This window comes from Pedosphaera parvula Ellin514, from assembly GCF_000172555.1.
GTDB lineage: Bacteria > Verrucomicrobiota > Verrucomicrobiia > Limisphaerales > Pedosphaeraceae > Pedosphaera.
Map to the genome: position 1 here is coordinate 107,498 of NZ_ABOX02000007.1, position 22,388 is coordinate 129,885.

Consider the following 22,388-nt stretch of genomic DNA (forward strand, 5'->3'; position numbering starts at 1 on the left):
CTTTAAGGATTTTCTTAGAAACATACCGGCTCCCGAACGGGTTAATTCGCGGCTTTTTGGAGAGGATTTTGCGCGCCTGGATCAGACCTGTGTTGCATAATGATCAATGCATTCGCCACTGAACGCTCGTGCCTGTCGGACGGAGAGTTCACAACTTTACCGTCCAGCCAGAAAGTGGTGGAGCCACCGCCATCCAAATTCATGGCCTCGGTACAGCCGAGCGTGCTCATAAAATGAGCCAACTCCTGCGAACTCATACCCATCGATAACTCCTTCTGACGGCCATCCACCACCACCAGGAAAAAATACCGGGCATTCCAACCCAAGGCCGTACGCGGATGTCGTACGATTGTGGCAGCATTATTACCCTTTTGCTTTGAAGTTTCGAGTTCCTTTCCATGGACAAGAAGCAATGGTCTGCCCCCGACCGCTGTATCTGCCTTGGCAATGTCTCTGCTGGTACCCGTGGAAAAATGCAAAATCGTCCCTGGCTGAATACCAGCAAAACGGCTTGCGAGCTTGGGATCGATTGAAATGATCATCTTGTCTTCTGCCAAGGGAGAATCACCCGTCGTCCTCACCTCCTGAACCCTGGCTTCATAGCTTCTATCTGCGTGCAGCGGCAGCCATGCTTTTCCTTCAACTTTCTCCAGGATAAATTCCCACCCGTTAGTGGTCCTGGTCGAAGGACCGAAAGCAGGTGTAAAAAGCACCGCCTTGCTGGTCTGCCGTTGCTCATTTAACCCGAACGGAATCTTTTCACCTTTTGGAAGCAAGATTGAAAACTTCGATTGAACATTATCCAGGAAAAGATTCCCTTCAGCATCCTTCCAGAAGCTGGCGCCATTGGGAGCACTGACCAATTCACCATTAAGAATTTGCAACCCCAAGGGATCACCCTGGTAAGGCCCTTTCGCAATGACAAAAAAGTCACCGTTCACTGCCACCAGCGGCTTGCCGCTCCCTGCGGGAAACGTCTTGACCTGGTTCGCCACGCTGCTCAAGCCCACAATCTTTCCCTGCGCCAAAGTTGAAACAAGGTCCAGCTCCTTGTGCGAACGCTCGAGTCGCGCAACGTGAATCGACCATGGGTGATTGGTTTCAGTGATGTGGGCGTAGTCCAAACCGGGCACAAGTGAGGAAAAAATCGGAGTCAATTCCGCTCTGGCATGGATCGAAACCAATACGAACAGGCTGGTTAAGATGAAACGCCTGCCGACATCAATGCTAGCTTTCATTTGCAAAGTGAACGCAAATTAGAAGAAAAGCCCTAAAACTCAAGCTTAGATGCGATCACAATGAAATACATACGGCACGACTCTCAATATAGCAGACAGCCGGCTGACAAGCAGTCGGCTGAAATTGAACTTGCGAATATGACGCGCGCCGTGTGCTAAAAAGAATCAAAGAAGCCTATTGTTCTTTAACGAATTCAACGTGCCAATCAAAGAACACCTTATTTCTGCCAGCTCCGTGAACCTCCTTCGGAGGAAGCGCCGGTGCATACAAACCGCCAACCGAATTCATAGCATCCACATCCGCCATCGCCCACTCGGTTGCGGGGTTGGCAATCTCTTGAAGCTTATGAGGCGGATCGTCCGGTTGGCTATTCACATTACCGCTGGTCCATGGATATCCAAACGGATTTGAGATAGTTTCTGTGGGGGAATTGATTATCTTGACTGACAGACGATAACTTACACCATAAAAAAGAGGATTGGGAGTAGTGGTTCTTATACTTTGAATAACTGAAGCAGGACATGTCGCTACCAATGCAGTACGCACGGTTGCGGATGGAACAGGCTGTCCCAAATAAGTAGCCAACGGGCACAACAAGCCAGCCTTTAAAGCCGTGACACTATCATATTGTCCGTAAACCCCTTGAAAAGCGGCACCTGCCAATCGGCCTGCATTATCATCGGTGTACATTTGGTTGGCGTAGGAAAACTGCTTTAAATTGCTCATGCAATTGATTTTGTAAGCTTTTTCCTTGGCCTTCGCCAGCGCAGGCAGTAACAGTCCCGCCAGGATCACTATGATAGCAATCACGACCAGGAGTTCGATAAGCGTAAATGCTTTAGGTTGGCTGCAGTGTTTTGCACCTCTGGATTTCATTATATTATTCAATTGTCCCTCCTCCGATGTACAGTTTTTAGTTTGGAAACGAGCGCTGCGATACTACCTAAAAATGTGATTCGGGCCTGGCCAATTCTCCAAAGGACTTGCAGATAGCGTGAATTCCACCTGATAATATCAAGTGGCTCCAACCGCGCATTTGGCGCATTTCTATTTATCATGGCTTCAATATTCACAATCGTTAGATGGATGATGTCTGCCCGCACGACGTAAGAAAGTCAGCTTTTAAGCTTACCTAATGTTTTGGGACGCAATTCCTGTGCCTCATCCAAAATGAGGATTAGAAGAGGATGCTCAGCATGAATTGGCCAAATCGCAGTGAGTCGCCAAGTCGGAAGGGAAAGCGCCAGATCATGAGTTATTCAACCCGGAAACGCACAAGAAGATGAAAATAAACAGGGAGCGTTAGCGTTACAGCAGGAACTCTTCCACGATTTTGATGAATTCTATTGGCTTTTCCGCGTGTAACCAATGAGCCGCATTAGGGATGGTACGAAACTGCGCTTTGGGGAAACAGTGTCTTATCAAGTTGGCATCACTGTCCAATATATAGTCTGATTGCTCCCCTTTGATGAAAAGGACTGGTCCAGTAAAAGTTCCAACTCCAGACACTGGCGCGTTCAAACGACTGTAGTTCCTGTAAATGGATTGAAGGTCGATTTTCCAGCGATAGGTACCATCGGGGTTCGTAGCAAGGTTCTTAAGAAGAAACTGGCGGAGCGCAGTTTCTGGTATCGAGACCGCCAGGGCATCGTCAATTTGTTTGCGACTGCGGTACTGGGTGAGCTCCAAGGATAGTAACGCCTCAAAAATAGGTATGTGCCAAGGCGGGTAGGCCTTGGGTGCAATATCCGCCACGATTAGCTTTTCCACTTTTCCAGGGTAAGACAGAGCAAATTGCATCGCGGTCTTTCCACCCATCGAATGTCCAAGTAAATGGGCTTTAGTGAGACCATTCGATTCCATGACTTCGAAAAGATCCTCAGCCATGACCTGGTAATTAAAATCATCACTGTGAGGTGAACCTCCGTGGTTGCGCTGATCGATCGCGAAGATTTGAAAATGCTCCGCCAGCTTGCGGGATATTGTCTGCCAGTTGTCCAGGGAACCGAACAGGCCGTGCAAGATAATTAATGGGAACCCGGTCCCGTATGACTGCAGATTCAGTCGCATACAACTGTTTTGGAAGGAACCGACCGGTTCTTCAATATAATAAATCACGGCAGGCGACTTACCGAATTGATTTCAGGCATCCACAACCTATAAAATCACCTCATGCCTCAACCACCCTGCTCCTCGTCAAGACTGCTAAACCGCCTTCTGCGGTCTCTGCAATTGCGCTCCTCTGTTTTGGTGATGGCAGTAATTGGACTGGGCTTGCTTCCGGCTTGTTCCAGCACACATCCAGACAATTCCGAAAAGGATACCGCTCATTTCCAGACCGGAGAGTCGGCTGTGCTCGCCGGCGAACATCCTGCAAATCTCGTTTTTCAGCCGTCGCATTCTCCCCACGTCACGGTACGTAGCACCTATCTGGAGAAAACTCCTGGAACAATCGTCTACCAGGAAGGACAGGATTACCTGCTCGATTATCAAGCTGCGACCATTCAACGAACCGCTGGCTCGCGCATTCCCGATTTTTCAACGAATCTCCTTTATGGAAAGGTTGACTTCGACCACTCCAAGTTTCCGGGTTACGGCAACAAACCGTTCATTGTTTATATCGACTACGCACACAAACAGAAGGTAGATTGGTCCACTCAAACACCACAGAAAGGCCTTTTGGCTGAAACTGTCAAAAAGCTAAAGAACGGTGACAAATTAAAGATTGTTGCTTTCGGGGACAGCATTACCGCTGGAGGCGAGGCGTCTCAAACCAATCTCATCTACTGGCAACGCTGGGCGGATGCTCTACAAAACAAATACCCCAGAGCCAAAATCGAAGCCATTAACGGCGCTACAGGTGGCGATACCACCCGGAATGGACTCGAACGGTTACAAACCAAGGTGATAAATGAGCAACCAGATTTGGTCCTGATCGGCTTCGGCATGAACGATCAAAACATTCAGCCATTCGGCGTTCCTCTCGACCAATTTAAGGAGAATCTTCGCAAGATGATCAACCGGATCCGCTCTACAACGAAAGCGGACGTGATTCTTCTGTCTGCTTTTCCACCGAATCCACAATGGCATTTTGGCTCACACCAAATGGATAAATACGCGCAAGCCACCCAGGAAGTGGCACGAGAAGAAAATTGCGCTTACGCTAATGTTTACCATCGCTGGGTTTCAATCGCTACAAACAAGAAACCGGAGGATCTATTGGGTAACAACATCAATCATCCCAACGATTTCGGTCATTGGATCTATTTTCGGGTTTTGAAACAATTGGAGCTGTAGGCGTTCTTTTCCCGCGCATAGCCAGAGAGTGGTCCGCCTTCCCGGCGAACTGGAAATGAAAATTAAAACCAAAGCGTCTGCGGCTCCAGGCATGGCCATTCCACAGTTTAACCGACCTTCACCATCGAACTTCGATCCAATACGAAGTTCTTGATACGAGGATCGATTCCTAAACAATTCCCGTTTACTTGCCCTTTTCAGAACTTGCCAACTTACGTTTGGTAAGTTCCGAACGGAGAAAGGTATCAGTGGGCGCTTGTTGCCAGGCAGTGTACCAGAGGTTTCCGAGCATTTGCCCACCCTTTACCAACTGACCGGTGATAAACTCCTTCCCTTGCAAACCAACGTCACCTTCGCCAGAAAACTTTCCGGCTTTTTCCATCTGGTAAAGCGGTTCCACCAGCTTTTCCTGCTCCAAAATGTATTCCAAAATGATTCCAAAAGTATCGCCGGCTTTCTCTTTCGGATAGGAAATGGATACCAGTTGCGCCGGATGAACAAAGCTCTGGACATTGCTCAATTTGATCCCCCCCACCTTTCGGATATACCCGCCATCGATTAAGGAATGAATACCGGATTCGGTGCTGTATCCATGCGGGTTCTCACCCACCCAGCCATGATGGTGCTTGGTCGCATGCAGCGGCTGTGAGCCATCACCGACGTAATGCCCCATTACTCCCATGGTGTAGATGATATTTTCTTGAGCGTTGGCAATCTCTTCCGGAGTGCCACCGAATTCCTGGAAGGTTTTCAGATAAGAAAACTCCGACTTTAACTTGCTAAAATTCTCGATGATCGCCCATGGAAGAAAGCCTACAAGTTGTCGGGAATGGTCTGCATTCTTGGCCGCATCGATCGCCGGAAACTTGTCTGGGTGTGCGGCACGGGCAAGAGCAAGTTGCGCAGTAAAATCATAGCGGAACGGAGTCAGGGAATGCACGTCGATCCCATAAGGTTCATCCAGTTCCTCCATGTCAATATAATGATCAGGACCATTACAATGCTTCAGTGCGACTTCGGTGGTGTTTCTCCAACGGTCCGGTTCTCCCGCCAGAAAGGCAATTCTCTCCCTGGCGGCAGGAATCATCAGAAACGATGGAAAATTGGTTGGAAGTGAGGTGAGTGCCAGTTGATTCACCAATCGATGTCCTTCGTAATCCCAAGCCAGGCTTGAAGTTGGACAAAGAGCTAAAGAGAGGATTGTTCCGAATGCCAGGAGGAAAAGCTTTTTCATGACTCAATTTTTATTCCGACCACTGTATCAGTGGTCAAACAAAACAAAAGTGGAATTATACGGTTCAGGAATGGTGAAAATTCTGGATGAAAGCGTTTTGGACCATTAAATTGGATGGTGAACAGACTCTTCAGCATTACAGCCGGGCAACTCCAATAAAATAATGAAAATTATCACTGATGAACGTTGCACCAGTTACTCACGGCCCGGTCATCCGGAACGCCCCAGCCGCATAAGTGGCACACTGGCCAGGCTTCGCTCACAATCCGAAATGGCCCTGTCCTGGGCTGAACCAACAGAAGCAAAAGATGCTCCCATTCTTCGTGCGCACTCACCTGAATTACTTGCTTCTTTGGATAAGCCTTATGACTTTGATGCCGATACGCCTTATTATCTGGAGATTGCCGCACATGCCCGGCGTTCGGTCGGTGGTGCTTTGGAGGCGCTGAAATCGGCGCGTGCCGGTGAACCAGCTTTTAGTCTTATGCGCCCTCCTGGTCATCATGCCACCCGCAATCAGGCGATGGGGTTCTGCTATTTGAATTCCATCGCCATTGCCACGCTGGAAGCGCATGCCACCGGCGCGAAACGAGTGGCGGTTTACGACTTTGACGTTCACCATGGAAATGGAACGGAAGCCATTCTGAAGGATACACCTGGCGCTGCATTCTTTTCGATTCATCAGTTCCCCTGTTATCCGGGAACTGGCAGCAAGAACGTTGGCAACAATTGCTTCAACTTCCCCGTGGCTCCTGGCACTCCTCGAATGGAATATCGCCGCATTTTAACCGAAGCGCTCGAAGGTCTAAAGAGGTTCGAGCCCGACATCATTGCCGTATCAGCAGGTTTTGATGCTTATGCGCGCGATCCTTTGGCGAACGGGACGCTTGAAGCGGAAGATTACTTCTGGTTGGGGGAATCTTTTCGCAAGCTGGGAATCCCCTTTTTCAGCATTTTGGAAGGCGGTTACAGTGACGACTTGCCCGAACTGATTTTTGCTTATTTGAAGGGTATCGATGGAAAGTAATTCAGACGTTCACAATCCGAACTCACTTGAGCCAACTTCATTTCTGCACTCCAATTTTATTAATTACCCCGCAGGAACCGTGTGGTGAATCGGTATCGGCAACAAGTCATGAAATCAGTAGTTGGTTTAATGCAAATGAAAGAAGACTTTAAGATCGGGGACACAACCATCCACGCCATCGTCCATCGCAAGCACGTCGACCAACCAACGATGCTCAATGTCCACGATGATGAAAACACCGCGGTGGAGGCAGGCAAGGTGAGCCTGATTGATGATGGTGGACGAATTATCGAACTGGTCCATTCAGGCAAGCGACTCATCACTTTCACCTTGGGCGAAACGAATTACACCTTTGATCCGAATCGTATTTTTTCTGATCCGGGCATTATTGCCACGTTAAAAAGGCACGGCAGCTACTCCGAGGAGGCGCATAAGGAGATTGCAGCGTTTGCAAATCAATACTTGAACCGATTCCGCCTTGACCAGGAACCAGTGATTATCGCACTGCATAATGTTTCCGACAAAACCTTTTCAATCGAATCCTTCGCTGCAGGAGGATGGCTCTGTGCAGGCATTGCTGAAATACATATAAATCCTTCCCACAGTAAATTTGATTTCTTTTTTGTGACAGACAAAAGATTTCACACCTATTTGAAGGAACGCGACTTTAATGTCGTTTTACAGGACAACGACCAGGTCCCGGATGACGGCTCACTTTCGGTTTACTTCGCGCACAAAAATATTCCGTATATTAATGTCGAAGCAGAAATGGGGCATCTGGAAAGCCAGATCGAGATGCTCAAAGCAGTTCGAGGAATGCTACGGACTTTGAGACTGGAGAATTACCGGGATTTCGACCTGTAGCCACTACTTCGCCACGGCGATCATGTCTACTGTGATGGTATTGCCTGTACTACCAACCCCTTTGACCATGGCCTTTGACGCAGCCGGCGGACGCAATGGATTATAAAATTCTGGACGAATATCATTCAGTTTTGCGCTCGCTTCGCTGTCCGAAACATAATAGGTGGCCTTTACCAGATGTTCCAGGTCACTCCCGGTTTCGTTGGCGATCGTCTTAAGTTCATCAAATATTTCACGGACCTGCTCTGCACCGCTGGTGGATTGCTTCCCATACAAGCCGGACAAGTAAATGCTCTTGCCGTTCCGCACGTGAGCGACGCGGCTGAATACCTTGGAAGTGGTAAGTTTTGGCGGTGTGCTGAATACAACAGAATCACCCCTTGACTCCTCCGACTTCCCTTCGGAAGCGATCATCTCGATCTCGATGGGAGTATTGGTTGGACTGCTCCACTCGACATAGACAACCGGCGGCGCCAACTCACCTTCAAAAAATTTCGCGACTTCCGCTTCCACGATTTCCTTATCAGAGATCGGCTGCATGAAAGCCTTCAGTTGAACCACGTGCGTTTTGGAAAGGCCTAGAAATTTCAAAGTTTCCTCCAAACTTGCCAGGGTCCCGCGTGTCGCTTCCGTGATGTCCCCATTCTTTGCCTGGCCAGAAATGTAGAACTTCCCTCCAGAAGGTAGAATCGCAACCGCAGCAGTCTTATCTTTAAAACCCTGTTGCATGGCCATCCGCTGAGAGGAACTCTGCGGCTTTTCAGTTTTCACCACCGCAACTGCATCCATCGCCACAAGGGCGTCAGGAGTGGTTAAGTTTCCTGTGACGAAAGTTACTGAAGGTTTGGCCTTGCCCGAAAAGGTCTGCGCGAGAACCTTCGCAACGCTCTCCACATTTTCATCACGCGAAACATACACGTTGATCTTAACCACATGCGTCCAATCGGTGCCGGCCAGAACCAGCGCGCGTTTGAGATTCTCGATGGACTGCTTCGTTTGCTGCGCCACATTCCCCTTACCCACGATTTCCCCCTTCTCACTGAAGGGCAAAAATTGAGCTGTATGCGCCAGCGGTACATCATCGACAATCACCGCTTTGGAGGCCCATCTTTCCTTTTCAGCAGCAACATACCGGATGCTTTCAGATTGTGCTGCGTAGGCATTGTTCGCCAGACCATGCACGAACAGCGTCAGAAGGAGCAAGCCTCCAGCCAATGGCTTAATTTTCATACGTTCAGGAACAAAAAAAGCATCAAGCAATCCACATGAAATGTAAATGGGAAAGCGGCAACCACTCTGACTTCCTTGTCGTATGGCTAAATGTTTTCCGCGATTGTAGGCTGGGGCTCGTATTTCGCCTGCATCTCCGGAGGCAATTCGGCATTCTCGCGCGCCAACACACGGTAATTTCGAATCTGCACCGAAACCGCCCGGCCATCTTCCAGGCCCAACTGAGCATACTCCTCCTTGGTCATGCGGGAACGCAGCATCAAGCCGGACGGTAATTCCAACTCCAACCGCAACATGATTCCCAGGAAGAAGGTACGCCGTAGCACCGCCTGATATTTGAACTGGGTGAGGTCCGTTGATACCTGGACAGCGTAAGGGCGAAAGCCAATGCGGATGCGCTGGCCGTCTGGCTGGCCGTCTGCGGGGAATTCCATTTCGTTGATCCTGCCGATTCCATCGCGTACTTGCAGCTCCATCACATTCATCACCCCGATGAATCGCGCCACAAATTCATTCACGGGATGATCATAAACCTCCCGTGGCGCGCCAATCTGCTCAAGATGGCCGCGAGAGAAAATCACAATGCGATCCGAGACCTCCATGGCCTCCTCTTGATCGTGTGTCACAAATAACGTCGTAACATTTAGATCCTTGTGCAAATGCACCAACCACTCGCGCAGTTCCTGTCGAATTTTGGCATCCACCGCGCCGAAGGGCTCATCCAACAGCAGGACACTCGGCTTGGGCGCCAATGCCCGCGCAATAGCCACGCGCTGCCGTTGACCGCCCGACAATTGGTGTGGGTAACGCTTTTCCAGCCCTGCGAGTCCTAATAAGGTCAGCAATTCAGCAACTCGGGCTTCGATATCAGTTTTTTTCCACTTCTTGATCTTCAGGCCAAATGCGATGTTCTTGAACACGGTCATGTTCTTAAACAAGGCATAGTTTTGGAAAACAAATCCTATGTTCCGTTTCTGAACCGAGATGTTGTTCACACGTTCGCCACGGATAAGAATGTCTCCGCCTGTCGGAACTTCCAAACCGGCAATCATGCGCAGCACAGTGGTTTTGCCGCCTCCACTTGGTCCCAACAATGCCATTAACTCGCCCTCGCGGACAGAAAAGTTTACATTTTTGACAGCCGCAACTTCACCGAATTCTTTGCTGACATTTTTTAGTTCAATACTCATCCAAACCTTACATCTCGGAGTTCAAATCGGCACCCGCACGTTGAGCTAATTCATAGCTTCTGTTTGTTTTCCATTCAACGAACGTTTTAATGCCTAAAGTGACCAGCGCCAGCAGTGCCAGGAGGCTTGCGACCGCGAAGGCCGCGGCTAGATCCCCACCTTCAAAGAGGGTATCCACTCGCAATGGCATCGTTTCGCTCTGCCCCATGATACGACCCGAGACAACCGAAACCGCACCATATTCTCCCATGGCCCGCGCGTTGCACAAAATAACGCCATAAAGCAGTCCCCATTTAACTGAAGGCAATGTGACGTGCCAAAATGTCTGCCAACCACTCGCACCCAGAGTTAACGCGGCCTGCTCCTGCTCCGCGCCTGATGCCTGCATTATAGGAATCAACTCACGCGCGACGAACGGGAATGTAATAAATAACGTGGCTAGAATCATTCCCGGCACAGCGAAGATGATTTTGATGTCGTGTTCGTCCAGCCACGATCCAAAATATCCCTGCAGACCGAACATCAAAACAAAAATCAGACCGGCAACCACCGGCGAAATCGCAAATGGAAGGTCGATCAATGTAATTAAAAAAGATTTGCCCTTGAATTCAAACTTCGCAATCGCCCAGGAAGCCGCCAACCCGAAAACAACATTCAGAGGCACAGTGATGGCAGCGATTATGAGAGTCAGCCTGATGGCTGACCACGTGTACTCGTCTTTGAGTGCGGCAACGTATAAACTCCAACCTTTTTCAAACGCTTGATAAAACACGTTTACCAGAGGCACCAGAAGAAATAGGAAAGCAAATGCCAGCCCAATGCCGACCAGCAGCCATTTCACAAAGGGAGATTCTTCTGTTCCGCGTCGTGAAGCGCTGCGATTGGCCCCTAAATTTGATTTTAAAGCTCCAGCCATATCAGTTTGCAGCCTTGTTAAACCTTCCTGCCCATGCCTCCACCCAATTAATCAACGCGAGTATAAGAAATGAAATCACGAGCAACACCGCAGCGATTGCGGTCGCTCCGCTATAATCGTGCTGATCCAATCTTATTACAATTAACTGCGGAGCAATTTGAGTCTTGCCAGGAATATTTGCAGAGACGAATACAATGGAACCGTATTCCCCCATGGCACGTGCAAAAGCGAGAGCGAATCCGGTCACAACGGTGGGAAATATTGTAGGCGCCAGGACACTGACGAAAGTTCGCAATCGGCTGGCTCCCAATGTTGCCGCGGCCTCTTCCACTTCCTGTTCCAGGTTCTCCAATACCGGCTGCAATGTTCTCACAACAAAGGGCAGGCCAACAAAGGTTAAGGCTATGACGACTGCCAGCGGGGTATAAACTGCTTTGATGCCCAGCGGAACAAGGAAGCGGCCGAGCCATCCATTCGCCGCGAACAAATTGCATAAAGTTAATCCCGCAACGGCAGTCGGCAGGGCAAAAGGAAAATCAATCAGGGCATCGACAAACCGCTTTCCCGGAAAATCGTATCGCGAAAGAATCCATGCCAGCAACGTTCCAAACACGGCATTTAAAAGCGCGGCAATAAAGGAGGCGCCGAACGTGAGTTTGTAAGCGGCTATTGCGAGCGGGTCGGTCACGATCCTCCAGAAATCATGCAAGGATAAGTGCGCAGCTTTGAGGAACAATCCGGCGATCGGAATAATAACCAGCAGGCTGAGGTACACGAGCGTATACCCCATCGTCAGCCCAAAACCGGGCAGAGGGTTAAATCGTTTGTTGGCCATTTAGGTTAAGCGCGCAAAAAACTATCTTAATCTAATTCATATTACACGATTGTTTATGCTGCTTCAGAATAAAGATCGCTCAAGGAGTCGCTCTCCACGCCGACATCAGCGAAAAGCCAGGACGATAGATATCGTTCCGAACTGGAAGGCAAAATGGCTACGATCGTCTTGTCTTTATTTTCTGGTCGTTTCGCGACCTGCAAAGATGCCCAAACCACCGCACCACTCGAAATCCCGATCGGAATACCTTCCTGTCGGTTGATTTCCTTGGAAATTGGAGCCGAATCCTCCTCTGTGACCTGAATAATTTCGTCCACAACACTTAAGTTCAGGTTGTCCGGCACAAACCCTGCCCCCAGCCCCTGCAATTTGTGCGGCCCGGGTTTGCCACCAGAAAGCACAGGTGAACCTGCCGGCTCGACCGCTATCGCCCGGAAACTCGGCTTACGTTGCTTGATTACCTCAGCCACCCCGCTGATGGTGCCGCCCGTTCCCACCCCGGCAACAACTATGTCCACCAATCCATCAGTATCCCGCCATATCTCTTGGGCCGTGGTCCGGCGATGAATCTCCGGATTGGATGGATTTGAAAATTGTTGCAGGATGACGCTGTTGGGAATTTTCGCATTCAGTTCTTCGGCCTTGGCAATCGCGCCCTTCATCCCTTTCGCGCCTTCTGTGAGAACCAGACGCGCGCCCAGGATTTTCAACAACTTGCGCCGCTCCAAGGTCATCGTCTCCGGCATGGTCAAAATAATCTTCAAACCTCGCGCCGCGGCGGCAAATGCAAGTGCAATGCCCGTGTTCCCGCTCGTCGGCTCGATGAGAATTGTATCCTCGTTGATCCGACCGGAACGCAGGGCATCATCAATCATCGCCACGCCGATCCGGTCTTTCACGCTGGATAGTGGATTGAAAAATTCCAGCTTAAGCAAAATATTCGCAACTGCTCCATGCAATTTGGCCGTGCGATTCAATCGAACCAGCGGCGTATTGCCAATGGTTTCAGTAATATCATTAAAAATGCGTGCCATAGGCTTTCTTGAATTTAGATGTTTGCAGCAATCGCCATCAAATAGCGGTACTCCACAAGGATCGTTTGCAGCGCGATTGACAAGGCCTCAACCTGGCGGTGCAAGGGAGCTTTTTGCGGTGTTTCCAAAGTGATTTCGAACGGTGGCCGTTGCAAATTATGCGGTGCCTTAAGGACGCCGTTGAAGCACTGCGTGATAATTCCATTTTGAGCGGGAAAACCATCAATCTCGGGCTGGCTGTTGCGGGGCAGGAATTGCTCCGCTTCGCGCAAAGCAGGCTCCAGAAGGTTTTCGGATAAGACCGCCCCGCTCGCATAACCGTACATTCCATCGCTCGTATCATCCGAGTGCAAGGTCACAATGCCATCAAAAGCATGCGTCCACACTTCCGTCTCGAGCCACCGCACCTCGGGTTCGGGGGAATCCGTCCAGAATTCGCGATTCAAATCTTTTCCGTTACGTGAAAAGCGGGTGTTGTCCTCGAAACCCGTGGGATTGCAAATAGGATAAATGAACAGGCAATAACCCTTCGCCAATTCGGGATTCTTCTCCAGCACGCTCAGGAAGCGAGTAATTGCCAAAGCCCCTTCAGGTTCGTCTCCATGAATCGTGGCAAAAATGCCAAGCCGTATCGTATCTCCCCCGCCCTTCGGCCCCATGAACACATAGCGCGGAAGCGAGTAGCTTTTACCCTGACTCTCAAATTCGCCGAACGATTTTTTAACCACGTTCGTGGAACCCTCAGCGATCTGGTCCAATTGTGCCAGGAGACGGTCCGCCGGGCGTCGCTGAGGGATGGCTGTATGCCGCTCGTTCAATGCAGGTATGGTCACTTCTGTTTTCATAGTCATCCCTAATTCTCCTTTTGCTCGATGCGCAGTTTTTCGGTCTTTTCAATCTGAACCACCCTGGAATCGTGCACCACGATTTGCACGACACCAAATCGCAATGAATCGACCTGCTTCTGAACCAGTTCCAGCCAACGCTCTTTCTCGCTGAGGTCGTCAACCTTGTTTGTATTGTTTGTTTTCATTGCAGCTTCTGATTTCAAATCGAGCATAGGCCTAATCTACACTATGTCAATAGACTTTTGTATATTTTATTTTGTTTTCCCAAATGTTTTCAAGTGCCAGCAAAAGGCTATTTTCCTGTCTACTTAATTCCAAGAACCTTAGCTCGGGCTGACCTGACCCTTTTTCTCGATTCTGCAATCTTGAGTATTTGGCTGGAGATTGTAAATTCCTTGTATGAAATTGTCTTTGCGAGGGGAATATGCGCTACGGGCGCTAATAGTCTTGGGCTTGAATTACGACCAATCGGTCGTGCGTATTCAGACGATTTCAGATCAGCAGAACATTCCAAAACGTTTTCTGGAGCAAATCCTTAACGATCTAAAAACCGCTGGTATCGTGGACAGTAAACGCGGCGTCTCCGGTGGCTACCGTTTGGGCAAAGCTCCCGATCAAATTACATTGGCCACTGTGATTCGATATATCGAAGGTCCTTTGGCTCCCGTAAGTTGTGTGAGTGAAAAATTCTACGAAAAGTGCTCCTGCCCGGATGAATCCAAATGCGGGATTCGCAGCATCATGAAGGAAGTGCGCGATGCCATCGTGAAAATTCTTGATGGAGTGACCGTTGCTGAACTCTGTGATCGTGTGAAGCAACTCCAGGGCAGTCACGCCAACCCGCTGGATTACGTCATCTAGCTGGCATGATTAAAAGGATCGAGCCAGCGTAACCTTTCCAATTAAATTTCCGCCCAGCTGACACGCGGTTATGGTTTCCAGCCTGTTTAACTAACCCTTTTTCCGGGCTTGCGCCTCGGGCACTTTAAAGCGTGGCCTTATCGCTTCACCTTCCTCAGGCTGCAACTCCACTTTGATCCATCCGGGCTTCCGCTGATCGAAGGCTTTGAAGGCATCAATGGCAGACATAAGCGGCTCGCGCTTCGTAAGGATGTTCTCGGGATCAATTTCTTCGCTTTGGACCATGCGAACCAACTTGGGAATATAGCGCCGATGATTGCAGTTGCCCGCCTGCACTGTAAGATTTCTGTTCATCGCCTGGCCGAACGGAAACCAGATCATCGTTTGCGGATAAACGCCGATAACGGAAATCGTCCCTGCCTTCCGAACGCATTCAACCGACCACTGTATCGCCTGCGATGGTGCCTGTCCCGGTTTCCACAACTCCCCTTGAGGTTTGGCCGAGGGCGCAATCTTTTCGATTTCCTCCTCGAACAGCTCCCGGTACTTGGCCGCCTTTTCTGCCGCCGGACCACGCCTTGGCGGTTCGGCGTCCACCCCCACGGCGTCAATGACACGGTCCGCCCCCTTCCCGTCAGTCAGTTCCTTGATGGCTTCCACAGGATCTTCTGCATTAAAATCAATTACTTCAGCCCCTTGCTCGCGCGCCATCTCCAATCGATCGGGAAAAGTATCAACTGCGATCACACGACCAGCATTAAATAAAAGAGCGCTCGCAATGGCAAATTGGCCCACCGGTCCACAACCAAACACCGCGACAATGTCCCCATCCTTTATCTGGGCCAGGTCAGCCCCGAAATACCCCGTTGGGAAAATGTCTGATATCATGATGGCCTGATCATCTGTCATCATCTCGGGCAACTTCACCAGATTTGTATTCGCAAAAGGCACACGTGCAAACTCCGCCTGTAATCCATTAAAAGAACCGGTTTCCTCCGGCCCTCCATAGAAGGCAGTGCCGGCGCTTGGCCCGTTCGGATTGGCGTTGTCACATTGCGAGTAATAACCATGCCGACAGAACGAGCAACTCCCACAGGCAATGGTTGAACCAATGACCACCCGATCTCCCTTTTTGAAATTGCGCACTTTGGGCCCCACCTCCTCCACCACTCCCACTCCTTCATGCCCGAGAATTGTTCCCGGCTTCATTGGTGAGAGCGTGCCCCGGACCATATGCAAATCCGTGCCACAGATGGCGCTCGCCGTCAGCCGCACAATCGCATCCTGCGGTTGTTCAATCCTGGGTTCCGGAACATTGTCCAGACGAATATCCCCAATCCCGTGGAAAACTACTGCTTTCATAAATCCTTTCCTCTTCGCGGGTCACTGTCATTAATTAAAATTTTTATTCCAAGGGGTCTTCTGATTTGTCCCGCACATTTTAAATTCGTTCGCGTTTTGTGCCAGACCATGGGGAATTACCCCAAGCACCCGAGGCTGGGGATTTGTCCTGCTAACTCGACTCATCCAGACTAGGTAATCCAAAAGGGGAATCTGATTCACACCGGCAAAAAAACTGCGTGCGCAATCTCTCTCAATAAGTTAAGTCAGTGTAATGAGCGGCACACGGCAGTTCCATAATATCGCCCTGATAGGTTTCATGGGCACCGGAAAGTCTTCTGTAGGTCACATCGTTGCCGATCAACTACGTTTCAGCTTTCTCGATACGGATGAACTTATCGAATCGCGCCGCGGCAAATCAATCAGTGCCATCTTCTCAGAGGAAGGCGAACCCGCCTTCAGGGAATATGAACGAGACCTGGTTCTAGAACTCGCATCGCGTAATAAAACAGTGATCTCGACCGGAGGCGGTCTGGGTGCAAATACTGCCAATGTCGCTTCACTAAAGGAGTATTCCTTCGTGGTTTGCCTCTGGGCTTCCCCGGAAAAAATCTGGGATCGGGTGCGAAGTCAAACTCATCGCCCCCTGCTCCGCGAGGCCGATCCTCTCGGCAAAATTCGGCAACTTCTCGCCGCTCGCGAACCATTTTATAAAGAGGCGGACGTGCTCTTGAACACCGAAGTCCGCTGCCTTAAGGAAGTTGCCCAACAGGTCTTGCATCAATTCCAGCTTGCGAAAACGTTATATCGGTGAAGACGGATATCCAAAAGCGGGCGAAGGAACTTGAATTTGACGATTGTCGGATGACCTCTGCCGCCCCCCCCGCAACTGCCGAACTGTTTCAACGCTGGCTTGCAGCCGGAAAACACGGCGGAATGAGCTGGCTCGAGCGCAACGCCCACAAACGCATAGACCCCCAACAGGTGCTCGCGAATGCTAAAAGCATCATCACTCTCGCTGTCTCCTACTCGCCATGCTCAGTCCTCAATCCGCCACGTTCAACCGGTTTGATCGCCCGCTATGCTCGCTTCGCCGACTACCACGACGTTTTGGCCGGCCGCCTCAAGGCGCTCACCGACTTCCTGAACCAACTCGCTGGCGAAGGCACCCGCTCACTCTGGTATGTGGACACAGGCCCTCTTTTGGAACGCGATATCGCCCAACGCTCCGGCCTCGGTTTCGTTGGCAAGCACACCAACATCATCAGCCGCCGGCTCGGTAACTGGATTTTCCTTTCAGAAATCATCACCACACTCGAACTGGCTCCTGACACCCCGGAACATAATCGCTGCGGTTCCTGCACGCGGTGCCTGACCGCCTGCCCAACCAATGCCATTACTGCCCCATTCCAACTCGATGCCCGCCGTTGCATTTCCTATTTAACCATCGAACTCAAAGGCTCCATCCCCGTAGAGCTTCGTCCTCTCATCGGCAATCGCATTTATGGCTGTGACGATTGCCTCGCCGCGTGCCCATGGAATCGCTTCGCCCAGGAAGGCAGCATGATGAAACCCCATGCCCGACCTGATCTGGCCACGCCCGATCTGATTGAACTCCTTTCATTGGATGACACCGCCTTCAAACAACGCTTTGCCGGCACTCCCATGCTCCGCACCAAACGTCGCGGCATCCTCCGCAACGTCTGTGTCGCCTTGGGCAACATCGGCGACGATTCCGCCCTCCCTGTCCTCGAACACGCCGCTCAAGACACCGATCCCATTATCGCCGAACACGCCCAATGGGCCATGGAACAAATCCGCCAACGTGAATAAATGCGCGCTCAGGCAGCTATTATTTAAGGAGAGATCAGACGCCACTGACCAGTGAGCGAGTATGGCATATGTGTAAAAACAGATTGGTATAACAAAAAGCCCGGACATGCGTCCGGGCTGATAAATCGTTATGGAACTTAATCCTATCTGTCCGGGATGGGTTGGAGCTCAGGGCTGGTATAAGCATCGCCCTTCTGCGCGGTTGCTTCTCTGATCGCTTTCACTTCTTCCGGTTTGACTGGGCCCGCTTTATTTCCCCAAGCTTGTCTGACGTAAGTGATCACATTGGCAATATCTTCATCTTTCAAGCTATCCCGCCAGGGAACCATCACGTTGTTAAATTGAGCGCCTTTCACTTCGACCGGCCCTTGAAAACCATTTAGCACAATCCGGATGATACGGTCAGTCTTCGGTGCCAGCACCCATTCTGATCCCGCCAATGGAGGAAACTGGCCTGCAACGCCAAGACCATTAGCCTGATGGCAGGGGGAACAGCTTAGGTTGAAAACCTTTTCACCTTTTTTAATCGCATCACCACCGGCAGAGACAGGTTGTGCATCATCAACTTCCTTGAATGAGGCAAAAGGTGGATAAACTTTGGGATTAAATCCACCAGCATGATTGTTGAGATAAATCATTGCGCAATACAACAACACGGCCAGCAAAACGAACAAAGCCACCGGGGCCGGAGATCGTTCCGCTTTCGGCTCTGCCTCTTCCACTGTTCTGGACAAAGGTTTCTTAGGTTCAGGACTCATTTTGCGGGAAGATTGGTTGACGCACTGTTCGTGGCTACAGGCGCAGCGTTCGTGCCCGAAGGAGCATTGGTTCCAGCTTCTGCGGGCGGACGATTGGTCAATGGCGGCGCTTCAAACAGGATTCCTTCGGAATGCAGGCTTTGGAGGTAGGAAACCAGCACTTTTGCCTCTGCGGTTGGAACAATTTCATAATCAGCGGGAATATTATCCAATTGTAGCGCGTCAACCGACCGCTTCTCGCCAAACTTCAGCTTGCGTTTCTCAAACAGGAAACGGTACGGTGGCATGGTTGAACCCGGCGACACCAACTGTGGATTGTAAAGATGTCTCAGTTGCCAGGCTGCATCCGGATTCCGCAAACCAATGTTCGTTAAATCGGGTCCGATTCGCTGAGAACCAAGCATCACGGGCTGTGCAAAAAGATAATCCTGCGCCACGCTTTGCACTTTGCTCTGGCGACCATCCCAGCCAAAACGCTCATCGGCGCCAAATCCAATTGGGCGCACCTGCTGGCTGTGGCAATAAAAGCATCCATTGGCGCGGTAAATAGACTCACCCTGGACTGCTTGACCGGCAGGACGCGGCGGATATGGCTGACCGGTGTTCGCAGCTTCCACCTGTTGCTGCCGTCCAATCTGTAACTGCGGCATGAGAACAAACCCAAACCACGAAGTGGCCAATGCGAAAAATGTCCCCAGAAATAAGAGCGGACCTAAATTCATGATCTTACCCCCGCTGTCTTGGTGTTCGCGACCATTGCCGCAGTATAACCAGTCCGCCCAACCCGAACTAAAATGCCGATAAGATTCACAAGGAAAAGAAGGTTAGCGATGGCCATGAGCATATCCCCCATTGTGCTCGCTCGAATAAAAGGAATCGTCCCTTTTGCTATCTCGAGGAAAGAACTTGTAGCGTGAGCATCGCTTAACCCGCTGCCTTGCTGCACGCCACCCGCTGCCAAGGCAACTGCATAAACAATCACTCCCAAGGCAGCCAGCCAGAAATGAGCTTTGATCTTTCCAGCACAAACTTCAACTTGAAGCAGCTTCCCTGAGATAAAATAAACGGCACCAAACATTGTCATGGCAAAAAAACCGTAAATCATCAATTGAGACTGCGCTGGAAGAAACCAGGTAAAATTGAGAATCTCGCTTCCCTTCGACACACAAAGGATGGCTCCAGCCAGTGACGCCACCACGTAAGCAAAACCTCCGAAAACTATAAACTTGATAAGATTGCCTCCCGCAGGCTTTTGTGCGCTTCCTGAAATGCTTTTCCACACGTTTACGGCTACCCCGGCAACGGCCACGAGCGAAATCATCACCGCTGCGCCGCTCAATGCTGGAATCCATCTCGGCAAGGGACTTGCATTTGGAATGCCACCCCATGACCCAAAAATAGCCAATATCCAGAAGATAAACACGCCCAGGTAGTGACTATAAAGTGCACGTCCGGTTATCTTTGGGATGAAATAAAAAACGGCTGCCAATCCGGTGAAGCCAAGCCAGATGGTGGTCAGATTATTGATGTACCACCAATCAATTACTGCCTGCATCACTCCGCGAACAGGATGAACCAGCAACAAAAGCTGTGCGGTGGAGTAAATCCAAGGAAACCACAAAATCGCGGCTGCCAGCAGCCACTGTGAAATATAGAGACTACGTTCACGCCGAAGATGGAATGTTACAATGGCCCCAAGTCCCATCGACAAGTAACCAACAAACAACAGGGCTGAGGAATATCGTGGAAATTCCAGCCACTCAAAACCGGCGCTGTCACCATAAAAAATCGCCCCAATACCTAAAGTCATTCCGATATTCCATAGAATTGCGCCCAGCACAATCACTGGAGTCATCGCCAGCCGAGTGCGTCCCAAATGGCTCAACATCCACAGACCCACTCCCAATCCAGCCTGAATCGCAAAACCATAAACCAAGGCATTCAATGCTGCAGGATGCATGCGACCGTAAGTCATCGCTGCAGTATCTCCCAACATGCTCGCCTTATGGAAAGTCATTGAGGCAATGATTCCGAAGACGGAAGACAATAATAACCAGACTGCAGCGCTCACGAAGAGCAGCATCACGGGCGGGCGGCAGGAGGCATCAATTTCCACGCCGGGCACTGCCGTGAGGGCATCACCATTGGAGGTGGAAATCGGTTGCTTTGTGGAAGGAGTTGCGCTCATCAAAACTGAGGCTGATTATTCAAACTGGCTGGGTTTTTCCGGTGCTTTGGGTGCAGGTGCCGTCGCCTTTTCCACACGGGCAATCAAATTCGAACGGGCCGCTGCCGGATTCTGCCAAAGTTTCAAGGCCAGTTCCATGGAACGACCCGGCCCACCGGATTCCTTGTCCATCATTGGCAAACGCACCACACCTCTGGCTTGATCCTGCCAACCATAGGTTGAAAGGGCATCCACATTCGCCGAACGAAGTTCCGTCAGGGCCTTCTTACGCTCAGTCGCCCGCTCTGCTCCGAGTGGCTCAGGCCGGGTATAACTGATCATCACCCAGACAAGTCCACCCACAATTAAGAAAGCTCCAATGACTGCAATGGAATACGCAATGAGCGCGGAACCAGATTTTACTCGACGTAATTCACTCACTTGTGACCTCCACTCTTATGATTAATGCCCCGGGCTGTGGCTGCTTCGACATACTCGTCCGCAGGAACCATGATGTCCTGGGATTCAGCAAAACGGGGATCCTGCTGCGGAACGATTGGATATTTGTAAAGATTCTTCACGAAAATTAATCCAAGGAATCCTCCGATAAATGCCATGGAACTCAAGTCCATCCAGCTTAGGTGGAAATTATTGGGATGCAGAGCCGGCATGATGTTGAATGACATATCGGCGAAATGCATCATCCACGCCCAGATGAACAGGGGAATCATGACCGTTAACTTGAGTTTTACATCGATGCGCAGCAAAGTCAGAAACGGGACGAAAAAATGACCAAATATCATTAACTGACCGATGTACCACCAGGAGCCTCTTTCGCGGATCTTAAACCAAAAGATTTCCTCAGGCACGTTCGCATTCCATTGAATGAATATTGTGCGAAGGTCACATAGGCATAAAACACGGTGAACGCGAAGAACACCGAACCCAGGAAGTAATAAGTCTTCTGATGAACGAAGCCCCGTAGCGGCCCCTGGCGTTGCAACAGAGCCGCGATGACATAAACGGTGGCCAACGTCATCCACATGCTACCAGCAAAATAATAAACCGGATACATCGTGGAGAACCACTCATGGAACAACGACTTCATCCACATGATGACCGCGAGAGTCAGTGTTATCGCGAACAGGAAGATCCCAAATGCCGAATACCTGCGCATTGTCCGGGTTTCACTCACAGCCCCGGTTTTGTCCTGCCTCAAAGACGCCCCGCGCAGCCCATGCGAGAGGAAATACCAAACCACGAAACAAAAGACTGCCACGAGATAGAAGCTGGAAATGGTAAACAGCGGAAACTTGGCCCTGGTCGATTGATCCGGCGCATGTTCCTTAAGCAACCTCACCCATTCGTAGATATTCGTCTTGTCGTGTGCCAAAGCCACGTTCAAGGCAATGGGAATAAATAACAACGCCATCCATGGAAGCAGGCAGGCAAGCTGTTCATAGATGCGACGGAGCGGCACCGACCAGGCGGCATCGAACAGATGGTGCAGCATTGTGAGACACAAACCTGCAAGCCCAATGCTCAAAAAGAACATGAAGGCGAGCAACCAGGAAAACACAAACTGCTTGATGTCCGTGAACGCGCCGATCAGCGAGAGCACCCCACCAATCACAATCAAGATCACCGGCAGAACCCGCCATTTGGAAAAGTCGAGTGCTGCTGGTGTTTTATCAGAAGTTGTAGGCGAACTCAT

General features: G+C 50.4%; 24 protein-coding genes. 6 read left to right on the forward strand and 18 right to left on the reverse strand.

Annotation, left to right across the window (positions count from 1 at the left end; all coding sequences use genetic code 11):
• Window positions 1–41: 41 nt before the first annotated feature.
• From CFLAV_RS07515 to CFLAV_RS07525, 3 genes are all read right to left on the reverse strand, one after another.
• Window positions 42–1,238: a phosphodiester glycosidase family protein gene (locus tag CFLAV_RS07515; RefSeq protein ID WP_007414064.1), complete on the reverse strand. Its 1,197-nt coding sequence runs from the start codon at window positions 1,236–1,238 to the stop codon at window positions 42–44.
• Window positions 1,239–1,413: 175 nt separating this feature from the next.
• Window positions 1,414–2,115 (reverse strand): type II secretion system protein, encoded by a 702-nt coding sequence (locus tag CFLAV_RS07520; protein WP_007414065.1) that lies wholly within the window; start codon window positions 2,113–2,115, stop codon window positions 1,414–1,416.
• Window positions 2,116–2,547: 432 nt separating this feature from the next.
• A complete protein-coding gene (locus tag CFLAV_RS07525) occupies window positions 2,548–3,357 on the reverse strand; it encodes an alpha/beta fold hydrolase (RefSeq protein ID WP_202796863.1) in 810 nt (269 codons plus the stop codon).
• 135 nt (window positions 3,358–3,492) lie between these two features.
• Between CFLAV_RS07525 and CFLAV_RS33980 the strand changes: the two genes are divergently transcribed.
• The gene (locus CFLAV_RS33980) at window positions 3,493–4,536 is read left to right on the forward strand and encodes an SGNH/GDSL hydrolase family protein (RefSeq protein ID WP_007414067.1); all 1,044 of its coding nucleotides are present in this window, start codon (window positions 3,493–3,495) and stop codon (window positions 4,534–4,536) included.
• 184 nt (window positions 4,537–4,720) lie between these two features.
• Here CFLAV_RS33980 and CFLAV_RS07535 read toward each other — a convergent pair whose 3' ends face one another.
• A complete protein-coding gene (locus CFLAV_RS07535; RefSeq protein ID WP_007414068.1) occupies window positions 4,721–5,770 on the reverse strand; it encodes a phospholipase C/P1 nuclease family protein in 1,050 nt (349 codons plus the stop codon).
• A gap of 163 nt (window positions 5,771–5,933) precedes the next feature.
• Here CFLAV_RS07535 and CFLAV_RS07540 point away from each other — a divergent pair, with 163 nt between their 5' ends.
• Window positions 5,934–6,797 carry a histone deacetylase family protein gene (locus CFLAV_RS07540; RefSeq protein ID WP_007414069.1) on the forward strand — a complete coding sequence of 288 codons (864 nt, stop codon included), beginning with the start codon at window positions 5,934–5,936 and terminating at the stop codon, window positions 6,795–6,797.
• Window positions 6,798–6,905: 108 nt separating this feature from the next.
• A complete protein-coding gene (locus CFLAV_RS07545) occupies window positions 6,906–7,661 on the forward strand; it encodes a hypothetical protein (RefSeq protein WP_150107315.1) in 756 nt (251 codons plus the stop codon).
• A gap of 3 nt (window positions 7,662–7,664) precedes the next feature.
• Here the strand turns inward: CFLAV_RS07545 and CFLAV_RS32015 are convergent, their stop codons facing one another.
• The 7 genes from CFLAV_RS32015 to CFLAV_RS07580 form a co-directional block, all read right to left on the reverse strand.
• Window positions 7,665–8,891, reverse strand: coding sequence for a RidA family protein (locus CFLAV_RS32015; RefSeq protein WP_007414071.1), 1,227 nt, complete (start codon window positions 8,889–8,891; stop codon window positions 7,665–7,667).
• A gap of 86 nt (window positions 8,892–8,977) precedes the next feature.
• Window positions 8,978–10,081, reverse strand: a complete 1,104-nt coding sequence (locus CFLAV_RS07555; protein WP_007414072.1) for a sulfate/molybdate ABC transporter ATP-binding protein — start codon at window positions 10,079–10,081, stop codon at window positions 8,978–8,980.
• Between the two features lie 7 nt (window positions 10,082–10,088).
• Window positions 10,089–10,997, reverse strand: a complete 909-nt coding sequence (gene cysW / locus CFLAV_RS07560; RefSeq protein ID WP_007414073.1) for a sulfate ABC transporter permease subunit CysW — start codon at window positions 10,995–10,997, stop codon at window positions 10,089–10,091.
• 1 nt (window position 10,998) lies between these two features.
• Complete coding sequence (cysT, locus tag CFLAV_RS07565) at window positions 10,999–11,832, reverse strand: sulfate ABC transporter permease subunit CysT (protein WP_007414074.1); 834 nt, start codon at window positions 11,830–11,832, stop codon at window positions 10,999–11,001.
• 53 nt (window positions 11,833–11,885) lie between these two features.
• Entirely contained in the window at window positions 11,886–12,866 is a 981-nt protein-coding gene (gene cysK / locus CFLAV_RS07570; RefSeq protein ID WP_007414075.1) for a cysteine synthase A, read from the reverse strand.
• Between the two features lie 14 nt (window positions 12,867–12,880).
• Window positions 12,881–13,711: a M14 family metallopeptidase gene (locus tag CFLAV_RS07575; protein ID WP_160164516.1), complete on the reverse strand. Its 831-nt coding sequence runs from the start codon at window positions 13,709–13,711 to the stop codon at window positions 12,881–12,883.
• 8 nt (window positions 13,712–13,719) lie between these two features.
• Window positions 13,720–13,899, reverse strand: a complete 180-nt coding sequence (locus CFLAV_RS07580; protein WP_040547442.1) for a YezD family protein — start codon at window positions 13,897–13,899, stop codon at window positions 13,720–13,722.
• A 214-nt stretch (window positions 13,900–14,113) separates the two neighbouring features.
• On the opposite strand from CFLAV_RS07580, the gene CFLAV_RS07585 reads away from it, so the two are divergent.
• A complete protein-coding gene (locus CFLAV_RS07585; RefSeq protein ID WP_007414078.1) occupies window positions 14,114–14,575 on the forward strand; it encodes an RrF2 family transcriptional regulator in 462 nt (153 codons plus the stop codon).
• Window positions 14,576–14,665: 90 nt separating this feature from the next.
• Here CFLAV_RS07585 and CFLAV_RS07590 read toward each other — a convergent pair whose 3' ends face one another.
• Window positions 14,666–15,937 carry a zinc-dependent alcohol dehydrogenase gene (locus tag CFLAV_RS07590; RefSeq protein ID WP_007414079.1) on the reverse strand — a complete coding sequence of 424 codons (1,272 nt, stop codon included), beginning with the start codon at window positions 15,935–15,937 and terminating at the stop codon, window positions 14,666–14,668.
• Window positions 15,938–16,190: 253 nt separating this feature from the next.
• Between CFLAV_RS07590 and CFLAV_RS07595 the strand changes: the two genes are divergently transcribed.
• Both CFLAV_RS07595 and queG read left to right on the forward strand, forming a co-directional pair.
• Complete coding sequence (locus CFLAV_RS07595; protein WP_007414080.1) at window positions 16,191–16,730, forward strand: shikimate kinase; 540 nt, start codon at window positions 16,191–16,193, stop codon at window positions 16,728–16,730.
• Window positions 16,727–17,749, forward strand: a complete 1,023-nt coding sequence (queG, locus tag CFLAV_RS07600; protein ID WP_237712376.1) for a tRNA epoxyqueuosine(34) reductase QueG — start codon at window positions 16,727–16,729, stop codon at window positions 17,747–17,749. The genes CFLAV_RS07595 and queG overlap by 4 nt, the downstream gene beginning before the upstream one ends.
• 143 nt (window positions 17,750–17,892) lie before the next feature.
• Here the strand turns inward: queG and CFLAV_RS33985 are convergent, their stop codons facing one another.
• From CFLAV_RS33985 to CFLAV_RS07630, 6 genes are all read right to left on the reverse strand, one after another.
• Window positions 17,893–18,387: a c-type cytochrome gene (locus CFLAV_RS33985; protein ID WP_160164517.1), complete on the reverse strand. Its 495-nt coding sequence runs from the start codon at window positions 18,385–18,387 to the stop codon at window positions 17,893–17,895.
• A 116-nt stretch (window positions 18,388–18,503) separates the two neighbouring features.
• The gene (locus tag CFLAV_RS07610) at window positions 18,504–19,229 is read right to left on the reverse strand and encodes a cbb3-type cytochrome c oxidase subunit II (RefSeq protein ID WP_007414083.1); all 726 of its coding nucleotides are present in this window, start codon (window positions 19,227–19,229) and stop codon (window positions 18,504–18,506) included.
• On the reverse strand, window positions 19,226–20,695 hold the full coding sequence (locus CFLAV_RS07615; RefSeq protein ID WP_007414084.1) for a cbb3-type cytochrome c oxidase subunit I: 1,470 nt from the start codon (window positions 20,693–20,695) through the stop codon (window positions 19,226–19,228). Before CFLAV_RS07615 ends, CFLAV_RS07610 begins: the two co-directional genes overlap by 4 nt.
• A gap of 15 nt (window positions 20,696–20,710) precedes the next feature.
• Window positions 20,711–21,115, reverse strand: a complete 405-nt coding sequence (locus CFLAV_RS07620) for a preprotein translocase subunit SecE (protein WP_007414085.1) — start codon at window positions 21,113–21,115, stop codon at window positions 20,711–20,713.
• Window positions 21,112–21,405 (reverse strand): hypothetical protein, encoded by a 294-nt coding sequence (locus tag CFLAV_RS07625; protein WP_150107316.1) that lies wholly within the window; start codon window positions 21,403–21,405, stop codon window positions 21,112–21,114. Before CFLAV_RS07625 ends, CFLAV_RS07620 begins: the two co-directional genes overlap by 4 nt.
• Before the next feature lie 71 nt (window positions 21,406–21,476).
• Entirely contained in the window at window positions 21,477–22,388 is a 912-nt protein-coding gene (locus CFLAV_RS07630; RefSeq protein WP_007414087.1) for a hypothetical protein, read from the reverse strand.

Coding starts and splice junctions, on each gene's coding strand:
- CFLAV_RS07515 (WP_007414064.1), bottom strand. CDS start 1,238: ATGAAAGCTAGCATTGATGTCGGCAGGCGTTTCATCTTAACCAGCCTG.
- CFLAV_RS07520 (WP_007414065.1), bottom strand. CDS start 2,115: ATGAAATCCAGAGGTGCAAAACACTGCAGCCAACCTAAAGCATTTACG.
- CFLAV_RS33980 (WP_007414067.1), top strand. CDS start 3,493: ATGGCAGTAATTGGACTGGGCTTGCTTCCGGCTTGTTCCAGCACACAT.
- CFLAV_RS07535 (WP_007414068.1), bottom strand. CDS start 5,770: ATGAAAAAGCTTTTCCTCCTGGCATTCGGAACAATCCTCTCTTTAGCT.
- CFLAV_RS07540 (WP_007414069.1), top strand. CDS start 5,934: ATGAAAATTATCACTGATGAACGTTGCACCAGTTACTCACGGCCCGGT.
- CFLAV_RS07545 (WP_150107315.1), top strand. CDS start 6,906: ATGAAATCAGTAGTTGGTTTAATGCAAATGAAAGAAGACTTTAAGATC.
- CFLAV_RS32015 (WP_007414071.1), bottom strand. CDS start 8,891: ATGAAAATTAAGCCATTGGCTGGAGGCTTGCTCCTTCTGACGCTGTTC.
- CFLAV_RS07555 (WP_007414072.1), bottom strand. CDS start 10,081: ATGAGTATTGAACTAAAAAATGTCAGCAAAGAATTCGGTGAAGTTGCG.
- cysW (WP_007414073.1), bottom strand. CDS start 10,997: ATGGCTGGAGCTTTAAAATCAAATTTAGGGGCCAATCGCAGCGCTTCA.
- cysT (WP_007414074.1), bottom strand. CDS start 11,832: ATGGCCAACAAACGATTTAACCCTCTGCCCGGTTTTGGGCTGACGATG.
- cysK (WP_007414075.1), bottom strand. CDS start 12,866: ATGGCACGCATTTTTAATGATATTACTGAAACCATTGGCAATACGCCG.
- CFLAV_RS07575 (WP_160164516.1), bottom strand. CDS start 13,711: ATGAAAACAGAAGTGACCATACCTGCATTGAACGAGCGGCATACAGCC.
- CFLAV_RS07580 (WP_040547442.1), bottom strand. CDS start 13,899: ATGAAAACAAACAATACAAACAAGGTTGACGACCTCAGCGAGAAAGAG.
- CFLAV_RS07585 (WP_007414078.1), top strand. CDS start 14,114: ATGAAATTGTCTTTGCGAGGGGAATATGCGCTACGGGCGCTAATAGTC.
- CFLAV_RS07590 (WP_007414079.1), bottom strand. CDS start 15,937: ATGAAAGCAGTAGTTTTCCACGGGATTGGGGATATTCGTCTGGACAAT.
- CFLAV_RS07595 (WP_007414080.1), top strand. CDS start 16,191: ATGAGCGGCACACGGCAGTTCCATAATATCGCCCTGATAGGTTTCATG.
- CFLAV_RS33985 (WP_160164517.1), bottom strand. CDS start 18,387: ATGATTTATCTCAACAATCATGCTGGTGGATTTAATCCCAAAGTTTAT.
- CFLAV_RS07610 (WP_007414083.1), bottom strand. CDS start 19,229: ATGAATTTAGGTCCGCTCTTATTTCTGGGGACATTTTTCGCATTGGCC.
- CFLAV_RS07615 (WP_007414084.1), bottom strand. CDS start 20,695: ATGAGCGCAACTCCTTCCACAAAGCAACCGATTTCCACCTCCAATGGT.
- CFLAV_RS07625 (WP_150107316.1), bottom strand. CDS start 21,405: ATGATTCCCCTGTTCATCTGGGCGTGGATGATGCATTTCGCCGATATG.
- CFLAV_RS07630 (WP_007414087.1), bottom strand. CDS start 22,388: ATGAGTTCGCCTACAACTTCTGATAAAACACCAGCAGCACTCGACTTT.